The organism is Bacillus sp. LJBS06 (assembly GCF_016924995.1).
Classification (GTDB): domain Bacteria; phylum Bacillota; class Bacilli; order Bacillales; family Bacillaceae; genus Bacillus; species Bacillus stercoris.
The window spans coordinates 2,048,533-2,071,825 of record NZ_CP070483.1 but is presented as its reverse complement, the minus strand read 5'-3'; the positions used below and the strand labels follow the sequence as shown (position 1 = coordinate 2,071,825).

Below are 23,293 nucleotides of genomic sequence, written 5' to 3'. Positions count from 1 at the left end.
AAAGGAAACTAAAAATAAAGAAATAATACTATATTCAAAAAAATGTTATAAAAATTTAATATTTTTTATTGTACTTTAAAAAATATCCGTTAATATAGTGCATATATGGATTATACAGGCATATAATTTCTTTTATTGTCATTTTTCTGCTTTTTTCTACTTTTTTATCCTCTTATTATGAGAACTGGAGGGAATCCGTTGAACGTACATACTTATTCTTTAACCCATGCCCAAAGGAGAGTGTGGTTTACCGAACTGCTGGAGCCAGGTACTAGCATTTGCAATCTTACCGCCTGCGTGAAATTCAGGGGCGATATTGATCTTGAGGCCCTAGAGGAAGCACTGAATCATTCCGTCGCCCGCAACGACGCCATTAGATTTCAGCTGCTAGAAGGAGAAGAGCCTGAACCGCGACTGTACCTTACTGAATATAAATACGTTTCACTTGAAATAATAGATTTTTCAAATGTTGAAATGATAGAAATGGAGCAATGGATACAAGATCAAGCGAGAATCCCATTTAAACTGTTCAACTCACCTCTTTATCAATTTTACCTCCTCAGAATTGACTCTCATGAAGTTTGGCTGTTCGCGAAATTCCATCACATCATCATGGATGGAATCTCTTTAAATGTGATGGGAAATCAAATTATAGATCTTTATCAAAAAATAAAGAAGAAAGATCCTTTACCAGATCAGCCGGAGCCTTCTTACTTGAGCTATATTGAAAAAGAGAGTCAATATCTACAATCTTCACGTTTTGCAAAGGATCGTTTATTTTGGACGCAAACCTTTCAGCGCCCGTTGGAATATCACTCGTTAGCCGGCCAGACGTCCTTACAAAAACAGAGCACAGCCGCATCCAGAGACACCATTATTCTTTCACCTGATCTAGAGCAAACGATTCGAATCTTCTGTAAAGAACACAAGATCAATATCATTTCCTTATTTATGGCTTCATTTTACATATGCATCAGCCGAATCACTTCTAAAAAAGATCTTGCCATTGGCACCTATTATGGCAACAGAGGGTCAAAGGCTGAAAAAGAAATGCTCGGCATGTTCGTCAGTTCTCTTCCAATCAGAATAACGGTTGATCCTGACACAGATTTTCTTTCCTTTGTCCGCAGAATAGGCAGGGAACAGCTTTCCGTTATGCGTCATCAACGGTTTCCTTATAATTTGCTTGTGAATGAATTAAGAAATGAACAGAAGGATTTACACAACCTTATCGGTATATCTATGCAGTATCAGCCACTTCAGTGGCATAATGCAGATGGTTTTGACTATGAAACAGCGCTGTATTTCAGCGGATACACCGCGAATGAGCTTTCTGTTCAGATACAGGAACGTGTAGACACCGGAACCATACAATTAAATTTCGACTATCAAAATACCTTGTTTTCTCTTGAGGATATTAAACGTATTCAACACCATCTGCTTACCTTACTGGAAAGCGCCCTTCAACAACCGTACAGCTTTATAAGAGAATTAGATATGACGAATACAAGAGAAAAGCAAAAATTGTTGTATGAGTATAACAAGACAGAAGCTGTTTCGCCTGAAGCCCCAACTTTGCACGGTCTGTTTGAACGACAGGCGGCTTTCACACCGGAACGGACAGCCATTCGATTTTCAGGCGGTTCGCTGACGTATGCTGAGCTTGACATGTATGCCAGCCGGCTGGCTGCCCGCCTTGCGGCACGCGGCGTCTCAAAGGAAAGCATCGTAGGTGTTTTGTCTGAGCGGTCACCTGACATGCTGATCGCTGTACTTGCTGTATTAAAAGCTGGCGGGGCGTATTTGCCGCTTGATCCTGAGTATCCAGAAGAGCGGCTGAGCTACATGCTGAAAGACAGCGGGGCGGCTCTCTTGCTGACACAGCCAGGATGTTTTGCGCCGAGCTTTTCTGGAGAGACGCTTGAGGTTGACATGTTATCTCTTGCGCGTGAAGAAACAGAACGTCATATGTCTGCTTCTGTTAGCGACGAATCTCTCGCCTATGTCATCTATACGTCTGGCTCCACCGGGCAGCCAAAAGGGGTAGCCGTCGAGCACCGCCAGGCTGTTTCCTTTCTGACCGGCATGCAGCACCAGTTTCCGCTTCAGGAAGATGACATTGTTATGGTGAAAACCTCTTTTTCCTTTGATGCGTCTGTGTGGCAGCTGTTTTGGTGGACACTTTCCGGCGCTTCGGCTTATCTGCTTCCTCCGGGTTGGGAGAAAGATCCGGCATTGATCGTAAAAGCCATTCATCAGGAAAACGTGACAACGGTTCATTTTATTCCGGCTATGCTGAACAGCTTTCTCGATCAAGCGGAAATCGCAACACTAAGTGACGGGACAAGCCTGAAGCGTGTATTCGCCGGAGGTGAACCGCTTGCACCCCGTGTGGCAGCGCGATTTGCTTCTTTATTTCCGGAGGTATCGCTGATCCATGGCTATGGGCCGACAGAAGCAACGGTTGACGCGGCATTCTACGTGTTGGACCCAGAGCGGGACAGGGACCGCTTGCGGATTCCGATCGGGAAGCCTGTACCCGGTGCGCGTTTGTATGTTTTAGATCCCCATTTAGCCGTACAGCCCTTAGGGGTCTCCGGTGAACTGTACATTGCTGGAGCGGGTGTGGCCAGAGGCTATTTGAATCGGCCGGCCTTAACGGAGGAGCGTTTTCTTGACGATCCGTTTTACCCGGGTGAACGCATGTACAAAACAGGGGATGTAGTCCGCTGGCTCCCTGACGGGAATATGGAATTCCTCGGCCGCACGGATGATCAGGTGAAAATCCGCGGCTACCGGATTGAGCCTGGAGAAATTGAAGCGGCGCTTAGAAGCATAGAAGGCATAAGGGAAGCGGCCGTTACCGTACGGACAGACAGCGGCGAGCCGGAATTATGCGCTTATATAGAAGGGCTCGAAAGAAACGAAGTGCGGGCGCAGCTTGAGAGACGGCTGCCGGGCTACATGATCCCAGCCCATATGATCGACATGGAACAGTGGCCGGTTACGCCAAGCGGAAAGCTGGACCGGAACGCCCTGCCAGCTCCTAACGGAGCGGCAGATGCAGAGACCTACACAGCGCCAAGAAATGTGACCGAGATGAAGCTTGCCCAGCTGTGGGAGGATGTCCTGAAAAATGGCCCTGTCGGGATTCATGACAACTTTTTTGACCGCGGAGGACATTCCTTAAAAGCAACGGCGCTTGTCTCCCGAATCTCAAAAGAATTTGATGTACAGGTGCCGCTGAAAGATGTGTTTGCCCATCCGACGATAGAAGGACTGGCTTCTGTTATCCGTGAAGGAACGGACAGTCCATATGAAGCAATAAAGCCGACGGAACAGCGTGAGACCTATCCGGTTTCATCTGCCCAAAAGCGGATCTATGTCCTTCAGCAGCTGGAGGACGGGGGGACAGGCTACAATATGCCGGCTGTATTAGAACTGGAAGGGAAGCTTGATCCAGAAAGGCTGGACAGGGCTTTCAAAGAGCTGATCAAGCGCCACGAATCGCTGCGGACCTCCTTTGAACAGGATGGAGGCGGTGAGCCGGTGCAGCGCATCCATGACGAGGTGCCGTTTACATTACAGACGACAGGTCTCGGCGACCAAACTGAACAGGAGGCCGCAGCCTCGTTTATCAAGCCGTTTGATCTCAGCCAAGCGCCGCTGTTCCGTGCCCAAATCGTAAAGGTATCAGATGAGCGGCACCTTTTGCTGGTTGATATGCATCACATCATTTCAGACGGTGTTTCCGTCAACATTCTGATTCGAGAATTCGGAAAGCTGTACAACAACCGGGCCCTTCCGGCGCTTCATATTCAATATAAAGACTACGCCGTATGGCAAGAAGGATTCAAAACAGGAGACACGTACAAAACGCAGGAGGCGTACTGGCTGAAGCAGCTCGAGGGCGAGCTGCCGGTGCTGGATCTCCCGGCTGATCAACCCCGCCCGCCGGTGCGAAGTTTCGCGGGTGACAAGGTCTCCTTTACGCTTGATCAAGAAGCGGCATCAGGGCTTCACAAGATGGCACGGGAGAACGGAAGCACACTGTACATGGTGCTCCTTGCGGCCTACACAGCGTTATTGTCACGCTTAAGCGGACAGGAAGATATCATCGTCGGCTCGCCAATTGCCGGCCGGCCGCACAAGGATCTCGAGCCGATACTCGGCATGTTTGTGAACACGCTGGCGCTTCGGGCACGCCCGGAGGGCGGGAAGCCGTTTGTACAGTATTTGCAGGAAGTGCGCGAGACAGCATTGGAAGCCTACGAGCATCAGGATTATCCGTTCGAAGAGCTTGTCGATAAGCTTGAATTGACAAGGGATATGAGCCGGAATCCAGTATTTGATGCGATGTTTATCCTTCAAAATATGGAAAAGCAGGAGATGGATCTGGAAGAGATAACAGTCCGGCCTGCCACATTCGCACATCACATTTCTTTATTCGATATCACGTTAATAGCAACCGAAACAGATGAAGCCGTATGCTGCGAATTGGAATTTAGTACAGAAGTGTTCCTGAAAGATACGATTGAACGCTGGGCAGCTCATTTTATCGAATTACTGCATGCGGTCATTTCTAATCCTGAAACAAGGCTTTCACAAATAAATATAATTAGTGAAAAAGAAAAACAAAAAATTCTCACTACATTTAACAAAACTCAAGTTGAATTTGCTCAAAGTGATGTTCCTTTCCATCGCATATTTGAGGCGAAAGCTGAAGAAATTCCAGAACATATAGCTGTTATTGATAACGAAACAGAGATTAGCTATCGGCTTCTAAATGAAAGAGCCAATTGTCTGGCACGAACATTGCAAAACAGAAAAGGTCCGAAGCCAACTGTGGCAGTTTTAGCCAAGCGGTCCATTGATGCAATTGTTGGCGTGCTGGCAGTGATGAAAGCTGGCGGAGTGTATATCCCAATCGATTCACACTATCCAAAAGCTCGTATTGAATACATTCTTCGTGATAGCGGGGCAGATATTCTTCTTTTACAGAGAGAGTTGGAGCATTTGATTTCGAACTCGCCTGAATCTGAGATGTATCACATCTTCCTTGACGATGAGAGCTCTTATGAAGAAAGTAACTGCAACCTTAACTTATCTCCTGCTCCTGAAGAGGAGGTATATATCATTTATACGTCAGGAACGACGGGTACGCCTAAAGGTGTGATTGTCACCCATCAGAACTTTACTCATGCTGCTCTTGCTTGGCGTCAAATTTATGAGCTTGATCGGAAGCCTGTCAGACTGCTTCAAATCGCGAGCTTTTCATTCGATGTCTTTTCAGGAGATTTGGCGAGATCATTGATAAACGGCGGGACGCTAATCATTTGTTCAGATGAAAAGAGGCTGGAACCTGCTGAATTATATGGAATCATGAGCGCCCGGCGAATTACGATAATGGAGTCAACACCGGCTCTCATTATCCCGCTTATGGAGTATATATACCGTAACAAGCTCAAGCTTCCTGACTTAGACATACTGATTCTTGGTTCCGACATGGTGAAAGCTCAAGATTTCAAAATATTGTCAGACCGATTTGGTCAAAGCATGCGCATCATCAATAGTTATGGTGTCACAGAGGCAACCATTGATTCGAGCTTTTATGAAACAAGTATGGGTGAAGAGTGTACGGGCGATACCGTACCAATCGGCAGCCCTCTACCGAATGTACGCATGTACGTACTCAGCCAGACTGATCAAATTCAGCCGATCGGTGTTGCCGGCGAGCTGTGCATCGGCGGGGCAGGTGTTGCGAAAGGCTATCATCATAAAACTGACTTAACGAAAATGAAATTTACAGAAAATCCATTTGTCTCTGGAGAAAGGCTGTACAGAACCGGCGATCGCGCCTGCTTCCTTCCGAACGGAACGATCCGGCTTCTTGGCCGAATGGATTATCAGGTGAAGATAAATGGATACAGAATTGAAACAGAAGAAATTGAAAGTGTTCTGCTTCAAACGGGGCTTGTCAGAGAAGCTGTTGTTGCCGTTCAGCATGATAAAAATGGACATGCAGGTTTGGCAGCATACATTGTGCCTTCAGATGTCAATACGAATGCTCTCCGTGCTGCTTTAACAAAGGAGCTGCCAGCGTATATGATTCCTGCACATCTGATTCCTTTAGAAAACATGCCGCTGACCCTAAACGGAAAGCTGGACAGAAATGCCTTGCCGGCTCCAAATAATGTGTTATCGCGTCCATATTCCGCACCAGTTAACGACATACAAAAAACGATGGCGTATATATGGGAAGATGTACTGAGCATGTCACGAGTCGGCATTCACGATTCCTTTTTTGAGCTTGGCGGAGACTCAATTAAAGCATTACAAGTGGCAGCACGTCTGGCAGCTGAAGGCTGGAGCATGACTATACGCGACTTATTCCGTTATTCAACGATTCAGGAACTATGCGGACATATCACACCATTGGCATCTCAAGCGGACCAGGGACCTGTGGAAGGTGAAGCTGAACTCACCCCGATTCAGAGAAGATTTTTCGGACAGGTCCATGCTTTTCACTATCATTACAACCAGTCCGTCATGCTTTTCAGTGACAAAGGATTCAATGCTAACGCGCTTCGTCTAGCGCTGCGTAAAATAACCGAGCATCATGATGCCACTCGCATGATTTTCCAGCATGACCAAAGCGGCCATGTCATTCCGTTTAATCGCGGAATCAATCACAAGGATGATGAACTATTTGGCCTTTATATTTCAGATTGGACAAAAGCATCGCTGGAAAGGACTCACCTTGATGAAAAACTAGCGGCTGAGGAAACCGTCATTCAAAGCAAAATGAATGTACAACAAGGGCCTCTGCTGCAAGCAGGTTTGTTTAAAACGTCAGAAGGGGATCATCTTTTGATTGCGCTTCATCATCTAGTGATGGATGGTGTTTCTTGGAGGATTCTGCTTGAGGATTTAGCGGCGGCATATCAGCAGGCTTTAGAAAAACAAGAAATCCAATTGCCGCCAAAAACCGATTCTTATTTGTCCTACGCCAATGGCCTTGCCCAAATAGCTGAGAGTAAACAATCGCTTTCAGAAAAAACGTATTGGCAAACGATTTTAGACGCTCACACTGCTTTTCTTCCTAAGGACATAGAAAATGTGCCGGGCAGACTCCAAATGAACAGCGATGCACAAGCGTTTGTGCTATCCGGAGACTGGACTGAAAAATTGCTGTTTGAAACTCAGCAAGCCTATGGAACTGATGTCAACGAACTTTTGCTTACAGCTTTAGGAATGGCGCTTTCTGAATGGACAGGGCATGACCGAATCCTGATTAGCACTGAGGGACACGGTAGAGAAGGGCATGTGCCAAACATTGATATTTCACGGACAGTTGGTTGGTTTACTTCCATTTATCCTATTCTGCTAGACATGGGTATTCCCGAGCCTTTGGAGGATCCGCTCGCATACCGAATTAAGATGACAAAAGATATGCTGAGAAGAGTCCCAAACAAAGGAACTGGTTACGGATTGTTAAAACACATAGGAGAACTGCGTCATAAAGAGCCTGAGGTCAGCTTTAATTATCTCGGCCAATTTAGCGAAGAGAAGGAAGCTGAAACGTTTCAATTGTCATATTACCAGCCCCGTTACGAAATAGCGGGTGAGAGAGAACGAGAATATGAGCTGGACATCAATGCTCTCATTACAGACGGACGGCTTCACGTAAAAGCGGTATACACCCAAGTATTCAGCAAACACTCGATTGAGTGCTTTATGGATCGTTTTCACAGGCATCTTATCGAGACGATTGAGCATTGTTCACAGAAAAAAGCACGCGAAAAAACGCTGAGTGATTTCAGCAATAAGGAATTAACGTTGGCTGCATTATCTAGCATCGAAAATTTGGTGAAAGATCTTTAACTTTTGAAAAGGTGTGTGGAATTGATGGCACAATCGGCGCAAATTCAAGATATTTATCCGTTATCGCACATGCAAGAAGGAATGCTGTTTCATTCACTGATGGATTTCAGCTCAAAAGCCTATGTCGAACAGACCTCGTTTACGATCACAGGCAATCTATGTATCGACTCGTTTCAAAAGAGCTTAAACCTTCTTGTCTCCAGGTATGATATTTTCAGAACAATTTTCATTAAAGAAGTACCAGATCTTACAGGGCCGCAGCAGGTAGTCTTGTCAAACCGTGAATTGACAGTATATCGAGAAGATATTTCTCGCTTGGCTGATCAAGACCAGCAGACGCTGATTGATGCTTTTATGACCAAGGATCGGGAAAAAGGATTTGATTTGCAAAAAGATCCATTAATGCGCCTTGCCCTTTTTGATAGAGGCGACAGCCAATATACATGTGTCTGGACACATCACCATATCATCATGGATGGCTGGTGTCTCGGCATTATTCTGAAAGAGTTTTTCAGCATGTATGATTCACTCAAAAATAACTCGTCTGTACAGCTTGGCAGGACGGTGCCGTACAGCCGTTATATTGAATGGCTCGGAGAACAAGATCAAGAAGAGACTGCTGCTTATTGGAGCGGATATTTGAAGGAGTACGGGAATACTGCTTCTATTCCCCGGATAAAGAGCCGCCCAGCGGACAGGGATTACGAAGCCGCTCAGGTCCGATTTTCTTTAGCGCCGGAAATGGTTGAGAAACTGACTGAGGCCGCCCAAAAATGGGGAGTCACACTAAACACGTTGTTTATGAGTATTTGGGGCGTGCTTCTCCATCGATATAATGCCGCTGATGATGTCGTTTTTGGCTCCGTTATTTCTGGACGTCCGTCAGCGATTGACGGGATTGAATCAATGGTCGGCTTGTTTATTAATACGGTCCCAGTGCGAATTCGATCTGCTGAGGGCATGACGTTTTCTTCGCTGGCCAAATCTGTGCAGGAGGATTTTTTATCATCTGAACAGCACGGGTATTATCCGCTTTATGACATTCAAAACCATAGTCCATTGAAGCAAGGTTTGATCGATCATATTTTTGTTTTTGAAAATTATCCTGTACAGCTTGATCAGGCATTACGCATCGAGAGCGAGAATGAGGAAAATGCGCTGAGGCTGGGTGACATTTCAATGTCTGAGCAAACCAATTACGACTTTAATATCGTGATCGTTCCGGGAGAATCATTTTATATCAAATTCAGCTACAACGCAGCCGTTTATGAACGTGAGGAGATGCTGCGGATACAAGGCCATCTAAATCAAGCGCTTGAATGCATTGTGACACATCCCGATGTTGCCGTCAGTGACATCAATATCGTGCCGCCGGAGGAACAACAGGTTATCCAATTGTTTAATGAAACAGAGCGTCCTTATGTGAACAAAACGATATCCCAATTGTTCGAGGAACAAGCTTACAAAACACCCGAAGCGGCTGCATTGAAAATGGGAGACGAATGCTGGACCTATCGTCAATTAAACGGAAGGGCCAATCAGATTGCGCATGCTCTCATAGAAAAAGGGGTTGGATCTGGAGATATCGTCGCTGTGATGATGAGGCGGTCAATGGAAATGCCAGCAGCTTTACTAGGGATTTGGAAAGCGGGGGGCGCTTATATGCCGCTTGATCCAAATGTTCCGACAGAACGTCTTTCTTTCTTGCTGAAGGACAGTCAAGCGGCTCAAATGCTGATAGAAGAAGACCTTATGACATTTATCCCGCCGCACTATGAAGGAAACATGATATCGATAGAACGAACAGAAAGCCTTCAATCAGCAGCTCCAGATGTGCCGCCTGGTGATCTTGCCTACTTAATTTATACGTCGGGAACGACAGGGCGGCCTAAAGGTGTTCTTGTTGAACATCAAGGCATTGCCAATACATTGCAATGGAGACGGGAAGAGTATGGCATGACCGAACAGGATATATCCCTCCATTTGTTTTCATACGTGTTTGACGGCTGTGTAACGAGCTTATTTACCCCGCTTTTATCCGGTGCTTGCGTATTGCTGACAACGGATGACGAAGCGAAGGATGTGCTAGCCCTTAAGCGAAAAATAGCCCGTTATAAGGTCAATCACATGATCATTGTTCCTTCTCTGTACCGGGTGTTATTGGAAGTAATGACTGCTGAGGATGCAAAAAGTCTTCGTATTGTGACATTTGCTGGTGAAGCGGTCACACCTGACCTGGTTAAGATGAGCGAAAAGATTTGTCCTTCTGCAGAATTGGCAAATGAATACGGGCCGACCGAAAATAGTGTGGCAACAACAATATTGCGTCAACTGAACGAAAAAGAGAGGATCACGATCGGACACCCGATAGCAAACACGAAGGTATTTGTTTTGTACGGAAATCAGATACAGCCGATCGGCGCGGCGGGCGAACTGTGTATTTCCGGCGCGGGCCTTGCGAGAGGATACTACAAACAGGCGGAGCTGACAGAGAAAGTATTCTACGATCATCCATTCCTTGAAGGGGAGCGCGTATACCGAACAGGTGATGCAGGCCGTTTTTTGCCGGATGGAACGATTGAATATATTGGACGTTTTGATGATCAAGTGAAAATTAGGGGTTACCGCATTGAACTGGGAGAGGTTGAAACGGTTCTTCGACAGATACCAGGTGTAAAGGAAGCAGCCGTACTGGCCCGTGATGTTTCTGCTGGGGAAAAAGAGCTTGTTGCTTATATCGTTCCGGAAAAGGGAAACAGTCTCCCAGATTTGTATCGGCATCTTGTTGGGACATTGCCGTCCTATATGATTCCAGCAAGTATGATCAACATCAGCCGAATGCCATTAACATCCAGCGGAAAGCTTGACCGCTCAGCACTTCCTGAACCTGAAACAAATACGAGCCTCACATATATGGCGCCCCGAACCTTAATCGAAGCTGATCTCGCACGTATTTGGGAAGATGTGCTGAATAAACAGCCAATCGGCATTCGTGATGATTTCTTTCAGTTAGGCGGACAGTCCTTAAAAGCGACCTTACTTGTATCAAGAATACATAAAAAGCTTAATATTGAGCTGCCGATCAGTGAGGTTTTTTCAAATCCGACAATTGAAAGCATGGCTGTCAAATTGATGAGCTTAAAAGAACATGCTTTTACACAGATTGAACCTGCGGATCAAAGAGATGTCTATCCGCTGTCTTTCGCACAAAAACGATTATATGCTCTTCATCAGCTGGCAGATGACAGCACTGGCTATAACATGCCCGCTGTACTTGAATTAAGCGGATACCTCGATCGTCAGCGGCTGAGAAGCGTTCTCACAGAACTTGTGATTCGGCATGAAGCATTGCGGACTGTTTTTGTGATCGATGGAGGAGAGCCCGTACAGCTCATTTATCCTGAGATGGACTTTGATCTGAAAGAGCTTGAAATGGAATCAGACCAAATGCTTGAATCTGCAATTGAGTCCTTTATCAAACCGTTTGATTTATCGTCCGGCCCGCTTTTTAGAGCATGTCTCGTTTCGATGGGCAATAACCGCGGATTTTTGCTGCTTGATATGCATCATATTATCGCTGACGGTGTCTCGATGAGCACTTTAGTCCAAGAATTTACTGACTTATATTGTGGAAAAGAGCTTCCAGCATTAAGCCTGCAATATAAAGATTTTGCTGTTTGGCAACAAGAGAAGTATCCTGAAGAATTACACAAAAAACAGGAGGCCTATTGGCTCAATCAGCTAGGGGGGAGACTTCCTGTATTAGATTTACCGCTTGATCAAACAAGACCGCGTCTCCCCGATTTCAGCGGCGGAACAATCGAAGTCAACATTGATAAAGACACGGCTGATGAGCTGCACCGTGTAATGGCAGAAACGGGAACAACATTGTATATGATTCTTCTGGCTTCCTATTCTATTTTGTTATCTAAGCTAAGCAGACAAGAGGATATTGTTGTCGGCTCACCTGCTTCCGGAAGACCGCACGCCGATCTGGAGCGCGTCATCGGGATGTTCGTCAATACACTAGCAATTCGCTGCCAGCCCGAGGGCCGCAAAACGTTCAGCTCGTATTTGCAGGACATTCGCCACCTGGCTCTGACAGCTTATGAGCATCAGGATTATCCTTTTGAGAAGCTGGCAGATAAGCTCGATACACATAGAGAAGTAAATCGCAACCCGCTGTTCGATGCGATGCTCGTGCTTCAAAGCAGTGATGATTTTCAGTTCGAAGTGCCGGGTCTATCGATTTCGTCTGTCACTCCTAAACACGATATATCTAAATTTGATTTGACCTTGCACGCTGAGGAGCATTCTGGCGGAATCCGCTGCCGTTTTGAATACAGCACTGCTCTTTTTGAAGAAGAAACCATTGCACGGTGGGCATCCTATTTTATTGAGCTGATAAAAAGTGTAATGGCGGATACCGAGATGAGGATTTCGGATATGCAATTGCTTCCTTCTGAAGAGCGTGACTTGCTCCTTGAAAAAATGGGACAGTATGCAGCTTATCCAAGAAATGAAAACATTGTAAGCTTATTTGAAAAAAAAGCCGCTGAACATCCGGAGCATCCCGCAGTGGTGTGCGGTGACTCTCAGCTTACTTATCGAGAGCTGAATGAAAAAGCCGAGCGGACAGCTGCTTTGCTGATCAAACGAGGAGTCGGCGCTGGAGATATCGTCGGTCTGATGCTCGATCGGTCACCTGATATGATCATTGGTGTTTTATCGATTTTAAAAGCTGGAGGGGCCTACTTGCCGATTGATCCTGAATATCCTCAGGAACGTATTAGCTTTATGCTCAATGATAGCGGGACAGAGATATTGCTGACAGATCGCAGTCAAAACAAGCCCGCAGGCTACAACGGACATATTTTGTATATCGATGAAGGCGAAAACGACTCAATTCCGGCTGATTTAAACATTCAAATATTAACAGATCAGCCTGCATACGTGATATACACATCCGGAACGACTGGCCAGCCAAAGGGCGTCATTGTCGAGCACCGCAATGTGATCAGTCTCTTAAAGCATCAAAACCAACCTTTTGAATTTGGCCATGAAGACATCTGGACGTTCTCTCATTCATATTGTTTTGATTTCTCTGTATGGGAAATGTTTGGTGCGTTATTGAACGGAAGCACACTAGTCGTGGTCTCTAAGGAAACAGCCCGTGATCCCCAGGCATTCCGATTATTGTTAAAAAAAGAACGCGTCACTGTACTCAATCAGACCCCAACAGCTTTTTACGGCCTGATGCATGAAGATCAAAACCATTCGGACCGATTAACCATCCGCTACGTCATTTTTGGCGGTGAAGCTTTACAGCCAGGCATGCTTCAAAGCTGGAATGAAAAATATCCTCATACCGATCTCATCAATATGTACGGTATTACAGAAACGACGGTACATGTAACGTTCAAAAAATTGTCCGCAGCAGATATTGCAAAAAATAAAAGCAATATCGGCCGGCCTCTTTCAACTCTGCAGGCTTATGTGATGGACGCTCATATGAATCTGCTGCCTATCGGAGTTCCAGGGGAGCTGTATATAGGCGGTGAAGGTGTGGCACGGGGATATCTAAACAGAGATGAGTTGACCGCTGACCGTTTTGTACCCAATCCATACCTTCCGGGAGACAGATTATACCGCACGGGAGATCTTGCTAAACGCCTGTCAAATGGCGAGCTGGAATACTTAGGACGTATTGATCATCAGGTTAAAGTCAGAGGACATCGCATCGAGTTGGGTGAAATCCAAGCGGCTCTTCTCCAGCTTCCAATGATTAAGGAGACGGCTGTCGTTACCAGAGCAGACGAGCAAGGGCAAACAGCTATATATGCTTACATGGTGATAAAAGATCAACAAATTGCGAATATATCAGATATCCGGGCTTCTCTAAAAACCATGCTGCCTGACTTTATGCTGCCCGCCCGCTTGATACAGATTGACAGCATCCCGCTAACTGCTAATGGCAAGCTTGATCAGAAAGCTCTCCCGGAACCTGAAAAACACACTTATACTGCTGATGATATCAGCCCAAGAAATGAGATTGAAAAGGTGATGGCTGAAATTTGGGAGGAGCTTCTTAATGTAGATGAGCTGGGCGTAAACGCCAATTTCTTTGAACTGGGCGGAGATTCTATTAAAGCGCTGCAGGTTTGTGCCAGACTGAAGCAGCGCGGATATGAAACGACAGTACGTGAGATGTTTGAACATCAGACTCTTGGTGAACTGTCCGCTCGTGTCCAAAAAGCCGTACGCGTCATTGACCAAGGTCCGGTCGAAGGTGAGATCACTTGGACACCTATCCAGCAATGGTTTTTCTCGCAATCTCTGGAAAGCCATCATTTTAACCAGTCCGTTATGCTCTACCGGTCTGAACGATTTGACGAGATTGCGCTCAAAAAGGTGCTAAAAAGCCTGGTAACCCATCATGACGCACTGAGAATCATATGCCGGTATGAAAATGGCAGTCCGGTTCAGCTAAACAGAGGCATAGATCTGCCAGATGAGGAGCTATATGCTTTTGAACTGTTTGATGTAAAGGATAACGCAACAGACGCACATAGCAGGATTAAGAAAGCAGCCAGCCAAATGCAGGAGCATATGCGTTTGGAAACCGGCCCCTTGCTTCACGCTGGATTGTTCAGAACCGAGAATGGTGACCATTTGTTTCTGACGATTCATCACTTAGTCGTTGATGCGGTTTCTTGGCGCATTTTGTTTGAGGATTTTTCAACAGCTTACAAACAGGCAGTCTCAGGAGAATCTATTAAACTGCCGCAAAAAACAGACTCATATTTAACGTATTCACAAAAAATAGCTGACTACTCAAAAAGCCGGCAAGTGCAGCGCGAAGCAGTGTATTGGGATGAGTGCGAGAACCTTCACATTCAGCCTGTTCCAAAAGACAATGACGCAGCACCTAACACATTCATAGATACAGAAATGATTGATTTTGAGCTGTCCCGCCATCATACAGAATTACTGTTAACGGCTGTGCATAAAGCTTACAGCACGGAGATGAATGATATCCTTCTGACAGCTTTAGGACTTGCTTTGCAGCAATGGACGGGCAATAACCAATTTAAAATCAGCATGGAGGGCCACGGAAGAGAATCCTATCTTGACGACATTGATATTAGCAGAACTGTTGGCTGGTTCACCTCCATTTATCCTGTGTGGCTTGATATGAGCGATTCTGAACATAAGAATAACGATGAGCGGCTGGGCCACCTCATTAAACAGACAAAAGACATGCTGCATCGTATACCGCATAAAGGCGTGGGCTACGGTGTGCTGAAATATATCAGCAAAAAATGGGGCTCGGAGAAAAACAGCCCGGAAATCAGCTTTAATTATTTAGGTCAATTTGATCAGGATATTCAGTCAAAAGCCTTTGAAGTGTCTGACATCAAGCCAGGAAATGAGATCAGCCCGAACTGGGAGCGGCCTTATGTACTGGATATCAGCGGTGCCATTTCTTCGGGATGCCTGAACCTGCACATCATCTATAACAGGCTACAATTTGAGGAAAAAACAATCCAAACATTTGCCGGGCATTTTAAACAGACACTGGAAAACATCATTGAGCATTGTACGGGCAAAGAAAGCCGAGAATGGAGCGCATCGGATTTCACTGATGAAGATTTAACGCTTGATGAATTGAACGAGATTATGGGAGCCGTCAACAAACTATAGGGAGAGGAGATTCATCTGATGCCGCAACAACCCGAAATACAGGATATATACCCTTTGTCTTTTATGCAGGAAGGGATGCTTTTTCACTCATTGTATGATGAACAGTCTAGAGCTTATTTTGAACAGGCCTCTTTTACGATCAATGGACAGCTTGACTTGGAGCATTTCCAGAAAAGTATGGATGCTGTTTTTGACAGGTACGATATCTTTCGAACAGCATTCATCTATAAAAATGTAGCCAAGCCTCGTCAGGTCGTGCTCAAGCAACGTCCTTGCCATGTTCATTTTGAAGATATTTCTCATCTCAATGAAAAAGATAAAGAACATTGTACAGAGGCATTCAAAGAGCAGGATAAATCCAGGGGATTCGATCTGCAAACGGATGTACTAATGAGAATATCTATTTTAAAATGGGCGCCTGATCGTTATGTCTGTATTTGGAGCCACCATCATATTTTAATGGATGGCTGGTGTTTAGGTATTGTCATTAAAGATTTTCTTCACATTTATCAAGCGCTGGGTAAAGGCCAGCTTCCTGATTTGCCTCCCGTACAGCCGTACGGGACGTATATTAAATGGCTGATGCAGCAAGATCGTGAAGAAGCAGCTGAGTACTGGAAAAAGCGGCTTCAGCATTTCGAAAAATCTACACCTCTACCGAAAAGAACAGATCAAATTCCGAATGGGACATTACAACAGATCACGTTTACCATTCCTGAAAAAGAAACCGCCGAATTACAGAAAATCGCAGCAGCTTCTGGTGCGACACTAAACACTGTTTTCCAAGCTTTATGGGGGATTATGCTTCAAAAGGTCAATCGCAGCAGCGATGCTGTGTTCGGTTCAGTTATATCAGGCAGACCTTCTGATCTAAAAGATGTGGAAAACATGGTCGGGCTTTTTATCAATACCATTCCTATTCGAGCCCAAAGTGATTCTCTGTCTTTTTCTGACCTAGTCAGGAGAATGCAAAAGGACATGAATGAGGCAGAAGCCTATAGTTACTTCCCCTTGTATGATATTCAGGCGCAGAGTGCTCTAAAGCAAGAGTTGATCGATCATATTATCGTCTTTGAAAATACACCTACCCAGCAAGAGATCGAAAAACTGAATCAAGCGGGGTCATTTGATTTCTCCGTCAAAGATTTTGAAATGGAAGAGGTGACCAATTATAAATGCAGTGTCAAAGTGATCCCAGGCCGTACCTTGTACGTTCGGATTCATTTTCAGACCGGCGCTTATCAACCAAGCATGATGTCCGAAATAGAAGATTATTTGCTGCGCATGGTCTCTGACGTCATCTCTGATCCATCTCTTCCTGTGTCAAAGATGACATTGCTTGATGAGAACAAAACACAGAAAATCGTTTCTCAAAACAACAGGTCAGTATCTGTTTCGCCTGAAGCCCCAACTCTGCACGGTCTGTTTGAACGACAGGCGGCTTTCACACCGGAGCGGACAGCCATTCGATTTTCAGGCGGTTCGCTGACGTATGCTGAGCTTGACATGTATGCCAGCCGGCTGGCTGCCCGCCTTGCGGCACGCGGCGTCTCAAAGGAAAGCATCGTAGGTGTTTTGTCTGAGCGGTCACCTGACATGCTGATCGCTGTACTTGCTGTATTAAAAGCTGGCGGGGCGTATTTGCCGCTTGATCCTGAGTATCCAGAAGAGCGGCTGAGCTACATGCTGAAAGACAGCGGGGCGGCTCTCTTGCTGACACAGCCGGGATGCTCCGCACCGAGCTTTTCTGGAGAGACGCTTGAGGTTGACATGTCATCTCTTGCGCGTGAAGAAACAGAACGTCATGTGTCTGCTTCTGTTAGTGACGGATCTCTCGCCTATGTCATCTATACGTCTGGCTCCACCGGGCAGCCAAAAGGGGTAGCCGTCGAGCACCGCCAGGCTGTTTCCTTTCTGACCGGCATGCAGCACCAATTTCCGCTTTCGGAAGATGACATTGTCATGGTGAAAACCTCTTTTTCCTTTGATGCGTCTGTGTGGCAGCTGTTTTGGTGGTCGCTTTCCGGTGCTTCGGCTTATCTGCTTCCTCCGGGCTGGGAGAAAGATCCGGCATTGATCGTAAAAGCCATTCTTCAGGAAAACGTGACAACGGCTCATTTTATTCCGGCTATGCTGAACAGCTTTCTCGATCAAGCGGAAATCGCAACACTGGGTGACGGGACAAGCCTGAAACGAGTATTCGCCGGAGGTGAACCGCTTGCCCCCCGTATGGCAGCGCGATTTGCTTCTTTATTGCCGGAGGTATCGCTGATCCATGGCTATGGGCCGACAGAAGCAACGGTTGACGCGGCATTCTACGTGTTGGACCCAGAGAGGGACAGGGACCGCTTGCGGATTCCGATCGGGAAGCCTGTACCCGGTGCGCGTTTGTATGTTTTAGATCCCCATTTAGCCGTACAGCCTATCGGTGTCTCCGGCGAACTGTACATTGCCGGAGCGGGTGTGGCCAGAGGCTATTTGAATCGGCCGGCCTTAACGGAGGAGCGTTTTCTTGAGGACCCGTTTTACCCGGGGGAACGCATGTACAAAACAGGGGATATAGCCCGCTGGCTCCCTGACGGGAATATGGAATTCCTCGGCCGCACGGATGATCAGGTGAAAATCCGCGGCTACCGGATTGAGCCCGGAGAAATTGAAGCGGCGCTTAGAAGCATAGAAGGCATAAGGGAAGCGGCCGTTACCGTACGGTCAGACAGCGGCGAGCCGGAATTATGCGCTTATATAGAAGGACTCCTGAGAAACGAAGTGCGGGCGCAGCTTGAGAGGCGGCTGCCGGGCTACCTGATCCCAACCCATATGATCGAGATGGAACAGTGGCCGGTTACACCAAGCGGAAAGCTGGACCGGAACGCCCTGCCAGCTCCTAACGGAGCGGCAGATGCAGAGACCTACACAGCGCCAAGAAATGTGACCGAGATGAAGCTTGCCCAGCTGTGGGAAAACGTCCTGAAAAACGGCCCTGTCGGGATTCACGACAACTTCTTTGACCGCGGAGGACATTCCTTAAAAGCAACGGCGCTTGTCTCCCGAATCTCAAAAGAATTTGATGTACAGGTGCCGCTAAAAGATGTGTTTGCCCATCCGACGGTAAAAGGGCTGGCTTCTGTTATCCGTGAAGGAACGGACAGTCCATATGAAGCAATAAAGCCGACGGAACAGCGTGAAACCTATCCGGTTTCATCTGCCCAAAAGCGGATCTATGTCCTTCAGCAGCTGGAGGACGGAGGGACAGGCTACAATATGCCGGCGGTGTTGGAGCTGGAAGGAAAGCTTGATCCAGAAAGGCTGGACAGGGCTTTCAAAGAGCTGATCAAGCGCCACGAGTCGCTTCGGACCTCCTTTGAACAGGATGGGGGCGGCGATCCTGTGCAGCGCATCCATGACGAGGTGCCGTTTACATTACAGACGACAGTTCTCGGCGACCAAACCGAACAGGAAGCGGCAGCCTCGTTTATCAAACCGTTTGATCTCAGCCAAGCGCCGCTGTTCCGTGCCCAAATCGTAAAGGTATCAGATGAGCGGCACCTGTTGCTGGTTGATATGCATCACATCATTTCAGACGGTGTTTCCGTCAACATTCTGATTCGAGAATTCGGAAAGCTGTACAACAACCAGAACCTTTCCGCACTTCATATTCAATATAAAGATTATGCCGTATGGCAAGAAGGATTCAAAACAGGAGACGCGTACAAAACGCAGGAGGCGTACTGGCTGAAGCAGCTCGAGGGCGAGCTGCCGGTGCTGGATCTCCCGGCTGATCAACCCCGCCCGCCGGTGCGGAGCTTCGCGGGTGACAAGGTCTCCTTTACGCTTGATCAAGAAGCGGCATCAGGGCTTCACAAGCTGGCACGGGAGAACGGAAGCACACTGTACATGGTGCTCCTTGCGGCCTACACAGCGTTATTGTCACGCTTAAGCGGACAGGAAGATATCATCGTCGGCTCGCCAATTGCCGGCCGTCCGCACAAGGATCTGGAGCCGATACTCGGCATGTTTGTGAACACGCTGGCGCTGCGGGCACGCCCGGAGGGCGGGAAGCCGTTTGTACAGTATTTGCAGGAAGTGCGCGAGACTGCATTGGAAGCCTATGAGCATCAGGATTATCCGTTCGAAGAGCTTGTCGATAAGCTTGAATTGACAAGGGATATGAGCCGGAATCCGCTCTTTGACGTCATGTTTGTTCTTCAAAACATGGATCAGGAATCGTTGGACCTGGATGAACTGTGTCTCAAACCTGCAGCAAACAATGGGCATCAAACGTCCAAATTTGATTTAACCCTATATGCTCAGGAACAGCCCCACGGTTTGCTGACGTTTCAAATGGAGTTTAGTACTGACTTATATAAGAAAAAAACGATAGAAAAGTGGCTTCAATACTTCATCAATATGTTACTCTCCATCATCCAGGACAACAAAGCCGTTCTCGGAACAATAAATATCCTGAATGAAGATGAGGCCCATTACCTTATCCATGAGCTCAATCGTACAAAAATAGAATATCCAAGAAATGAAACCATCAGCAGACTCTTTGAAATGCAGGCGGAACAAACGCCTAATGCCATAGCAATTGTCAGCGATACACAAGAGTTAACTTACGCGGATCTGAACAGCTGGGCAAATCAAATTGCTTCACTTCTACAGAGAAAGGGAGTCGGTCCCGATCGAGTCGTAGCCTTGTTGGCAGGACGAACGCCAGAACTCATAGCAGGTATGCTGGGCATTCTGAAAGCCGGGGGAGCCTATCTGCCTATCGATTCTAATCTGCCTGTTGAACGCATAGCTTATATGCTGTCTGACAGCAGGGCAGCATTACTCCTTCAATCTGAAAAAACAGAAAAACAGCTAGTAGGCATTGAATGTGAACAAATCATAATCGAAGATATTCAAAAGCAAGGAGAGGCGAAGAACGTTGAATCTTCAGCAGGGCCCCATTCACTTGCATATATCATTTATACCTCTGGATCAACCGGTAAACCAAAGGGTGTCATGATTGAGCAGCGAAGTGTCATTCGTCTTGTGAAAAACAGCAATTATATTACGTTTACACCAGCTGACCGTCTTCTGATGACATCATCAATCGGTTTTGACGTTGGATCATTTGAATTTTTTGGACCGCTGTTAAATGGTGCCGCTTTGCATCTGTCCGATCAACAAACCTTTCTCGATTCCCAACAGCTTAAGAGATACATAGAACATCAAGGAATCACAACGATGTGGCTGACCTCGTCTCTATTCAATCATTTGACAGAGCAACTCGAGACAACATTTTCGCAGCTTAACCATCTGATCATAGGCGGAGAAGCTTTGTCGGCAAGCCACGTCAATCGAATCAGAAATGCCTGCCCGGAAGTATCGATATGGAACGGATATGGGCCAACCGAAAATACAACTTTTTCGACATGCTTCCACATTCAAAAAACATATGAACTCTCCATTCCGATCGGGCGGCCGGTTGGCAATTCCTCCGCTTATATCTTAAATCAATGGGGAATGCTGCAGCCGGCCGGAGCTGTTGGCGAACTTTGTGTCGGCGGAGATGGCGTTGCCAGAGGGTATTTACGCCGTCCTGATTTAACGAAAGAGAAATTTGTCCAAAACCCGTTTGTACCCGGCGATCGACTGTACCGCACAGGTGATCTGGCGCGCTGGCTTCCCGATGGCACAATTGAGTACGTTGGCCGTATTGATGATCAAGTAAAAGTCAGAGGCTATCGGGTAGAGCTGGGTGAGATCGAATCAGCACTTCGCCACATAGACGGAGTCAAAGAAGCGGCGGTGTTGGCACGTACAGGACAGTCAGGGAGCAAAGAGCTGTTTGGCTATATCAGCGTAAAAGCGGGCACGAATGCTGAACAAGTGCGTTCTCTTCTCGCCCGTTCACTGCCTAATTATATGATTCCGGCGTATATCATTGAAATGGAGAATCTTCCGCTCACATCGAACGGCAAATTGAACCGGAAAGCACTGCCTGAACCAGATTTCGCATCTAAACAAACATACATCCCGCCACGCAATGAACTTGAAGAGCAGCTGGCATTGATCTGGCAGGAGGTTCTAGGCATCCAGAGGATCGGAATAGAGGATTCATTCTTTGAATTGGGCGGCGATTCCATCAAAGCGCTTCAAGTTTCTGCACGTCTCGGGCGCCACGGGTTAAGCTTGCAGGTAAGTGATTTATTCCGTCATCCAAAGATAAAAGACTTATCACCATTTATTCGTAAAACAGAGAGAGTCATAGAACAAGGACCTGTTCAGGGAGATGTTCCATGGACGCCTATTCAGAAATGGTTTCTCTCACAAGACATAGAAGAACGACACCATTTCAATCAGTCTGTCATGCTTTTCCATACTGACCGTTTGTCTGAAGACGCTCTTAGAGCATCCTTAAAAAAGCTGGCGGAGCATCATGATGCGCTTCGGATGGTTTATCGTAACGATGGCGGGCGATGGATTCAAATCAACCAAGGCATTCATGAATCACAGCTATACAGGTTAAAAATATCTGATCTTTCACAATCTGAAAACGATTGGGAAACACAAATCAAACGAGAAGTTGCAGATCTTCAGCAAAGCATCAATTTGCAGGAAGGGCCATTGTTACATGCCGCGTGGTTTAAAACACTGACCGGGGATTACTTGTTCCTCGCGATCCATCATCTAGTCGTTGATGGTGTGGCATGGCGGATTTTGCTGGAGGATTTGTCAGCAGGGTACCAACAAGCGTCTTCAGGCCAGGCGATTCAGCTTCCGCCTAAAACTGATTCCTATCAGGAATACGCCAGACGGATTCAGGAATATGCCCAAAGCAGCAAGCTGATTCGTGAAGAGGCGTATTGGCGAAGTGCAGAAGAACAGCAAACTGCGGAACTGCCATATGAAATGCCGTTTCATGAGAACACCGACTGCAGCAAGAGGGACTCGGTAAGCTTTTCACTCTCTGAAGCAGACACTGACGTTTTGCTGCAAAACGTCAATCACGCCTATAGTACAGATACACAAGATATTCTGTTAACGGCGGCATCGTTGGCGATTTGTGAATGGACAGGAGGAAGCAAGCTCCGAATCGCTATGGAAGGACACGGAAGAGAGCACATTATGCCGGAGTTAGATATCAGCCGGACGGTCGGCTGGTTTACATCCATGTACCCGGCCCTCATAAGCTTTGAAAATCAAAGGGATGAGCTGGGAACCGCAGTAAAAACCGTTAAAGATACACTGGGCCGGATACCAAACAAAGGGATAGGTTACGGTATGCTGAAATACCTCACACACCCTGAAAACAAAAGCATTGCGTTTTCAAAAACACCTGAAATCAGCTTTAACTATTTGGGCCAGTTCAACGACATCGAAAGACAGGGCAGCTTCCGTCCATCAAGTCTTGGAAGCGGAAAAGATATCACTCATACATGGAAGCGTGAGCAAATCATAGAAATAAGTGCAATGGCAGCAGACAAAAAGCTTCATTTCAATCTTAGCTATCCGCCGGCCCGTTTCCATAGAAACACAATGGACCAGCTTATCAACAGGATCGAACACTTTTTGCTGGACATTATGAAACACTGCGCCGGTAAACAAAAAGCAGAAAAGACACTGAGCGATTTTAGCAGTCAATCATTAACGGCAGAGGATTTGGACAGTATATCCAGCTTGGTGGAAGAATTGTAGAAAATCGTGACAGGGAGAC

General features: G+C 46.6%; 3 protein-coding genes. All 3 read left to right on the top strand.

Annotation, left to right across the window (positions count from 1 at the left end; genetic code table 11):
- Positions 1–198: 198 nt before the first annotated feature.
- The 3 genes from JQX68_RS10225 to JQX68_RS10215 are packed head-to-tail and all read left to right on the top strand — an operon-like array spanning position 199 to position 23,274.
- The gene (locus JQX68_RS10225; RefSeq protein WP_205440638.1) at positions 199–7,884 is read left to right on the top strand and encodes a non-ribosomal peptide synthetase; all 7,686 of its coding nucleotides are present in this window, start codon (positions 199–201) and stop codon (positions 7,882–7,884) included.
- Between the two features lie 24 nt (positions 7,885–7,908).
- Positions 7,909–15,588, top strand: coding sequence for a non-ribosomal peptide synthetase (locus JQX68_RS10220; RefSeq protein WP_147771963.1), 7,680 nt, complete (start codon positions 7,909–7,911; stop codon positions 15,586–15,588).
- 18 nt (positions 15,589–15,606) lie between these two features.
- Entirely contained in the window at positions 15,607–23,274 is a 7,668-nt protein-coding gene (locus tag JQX68_RS10215; RefSeq protein ID WP_147771962.1) for a non-ribosomal peptide synthetase, read from the top strand.
- Positions 23,275–23,293 lie beyond the last annotated feature (19 nt).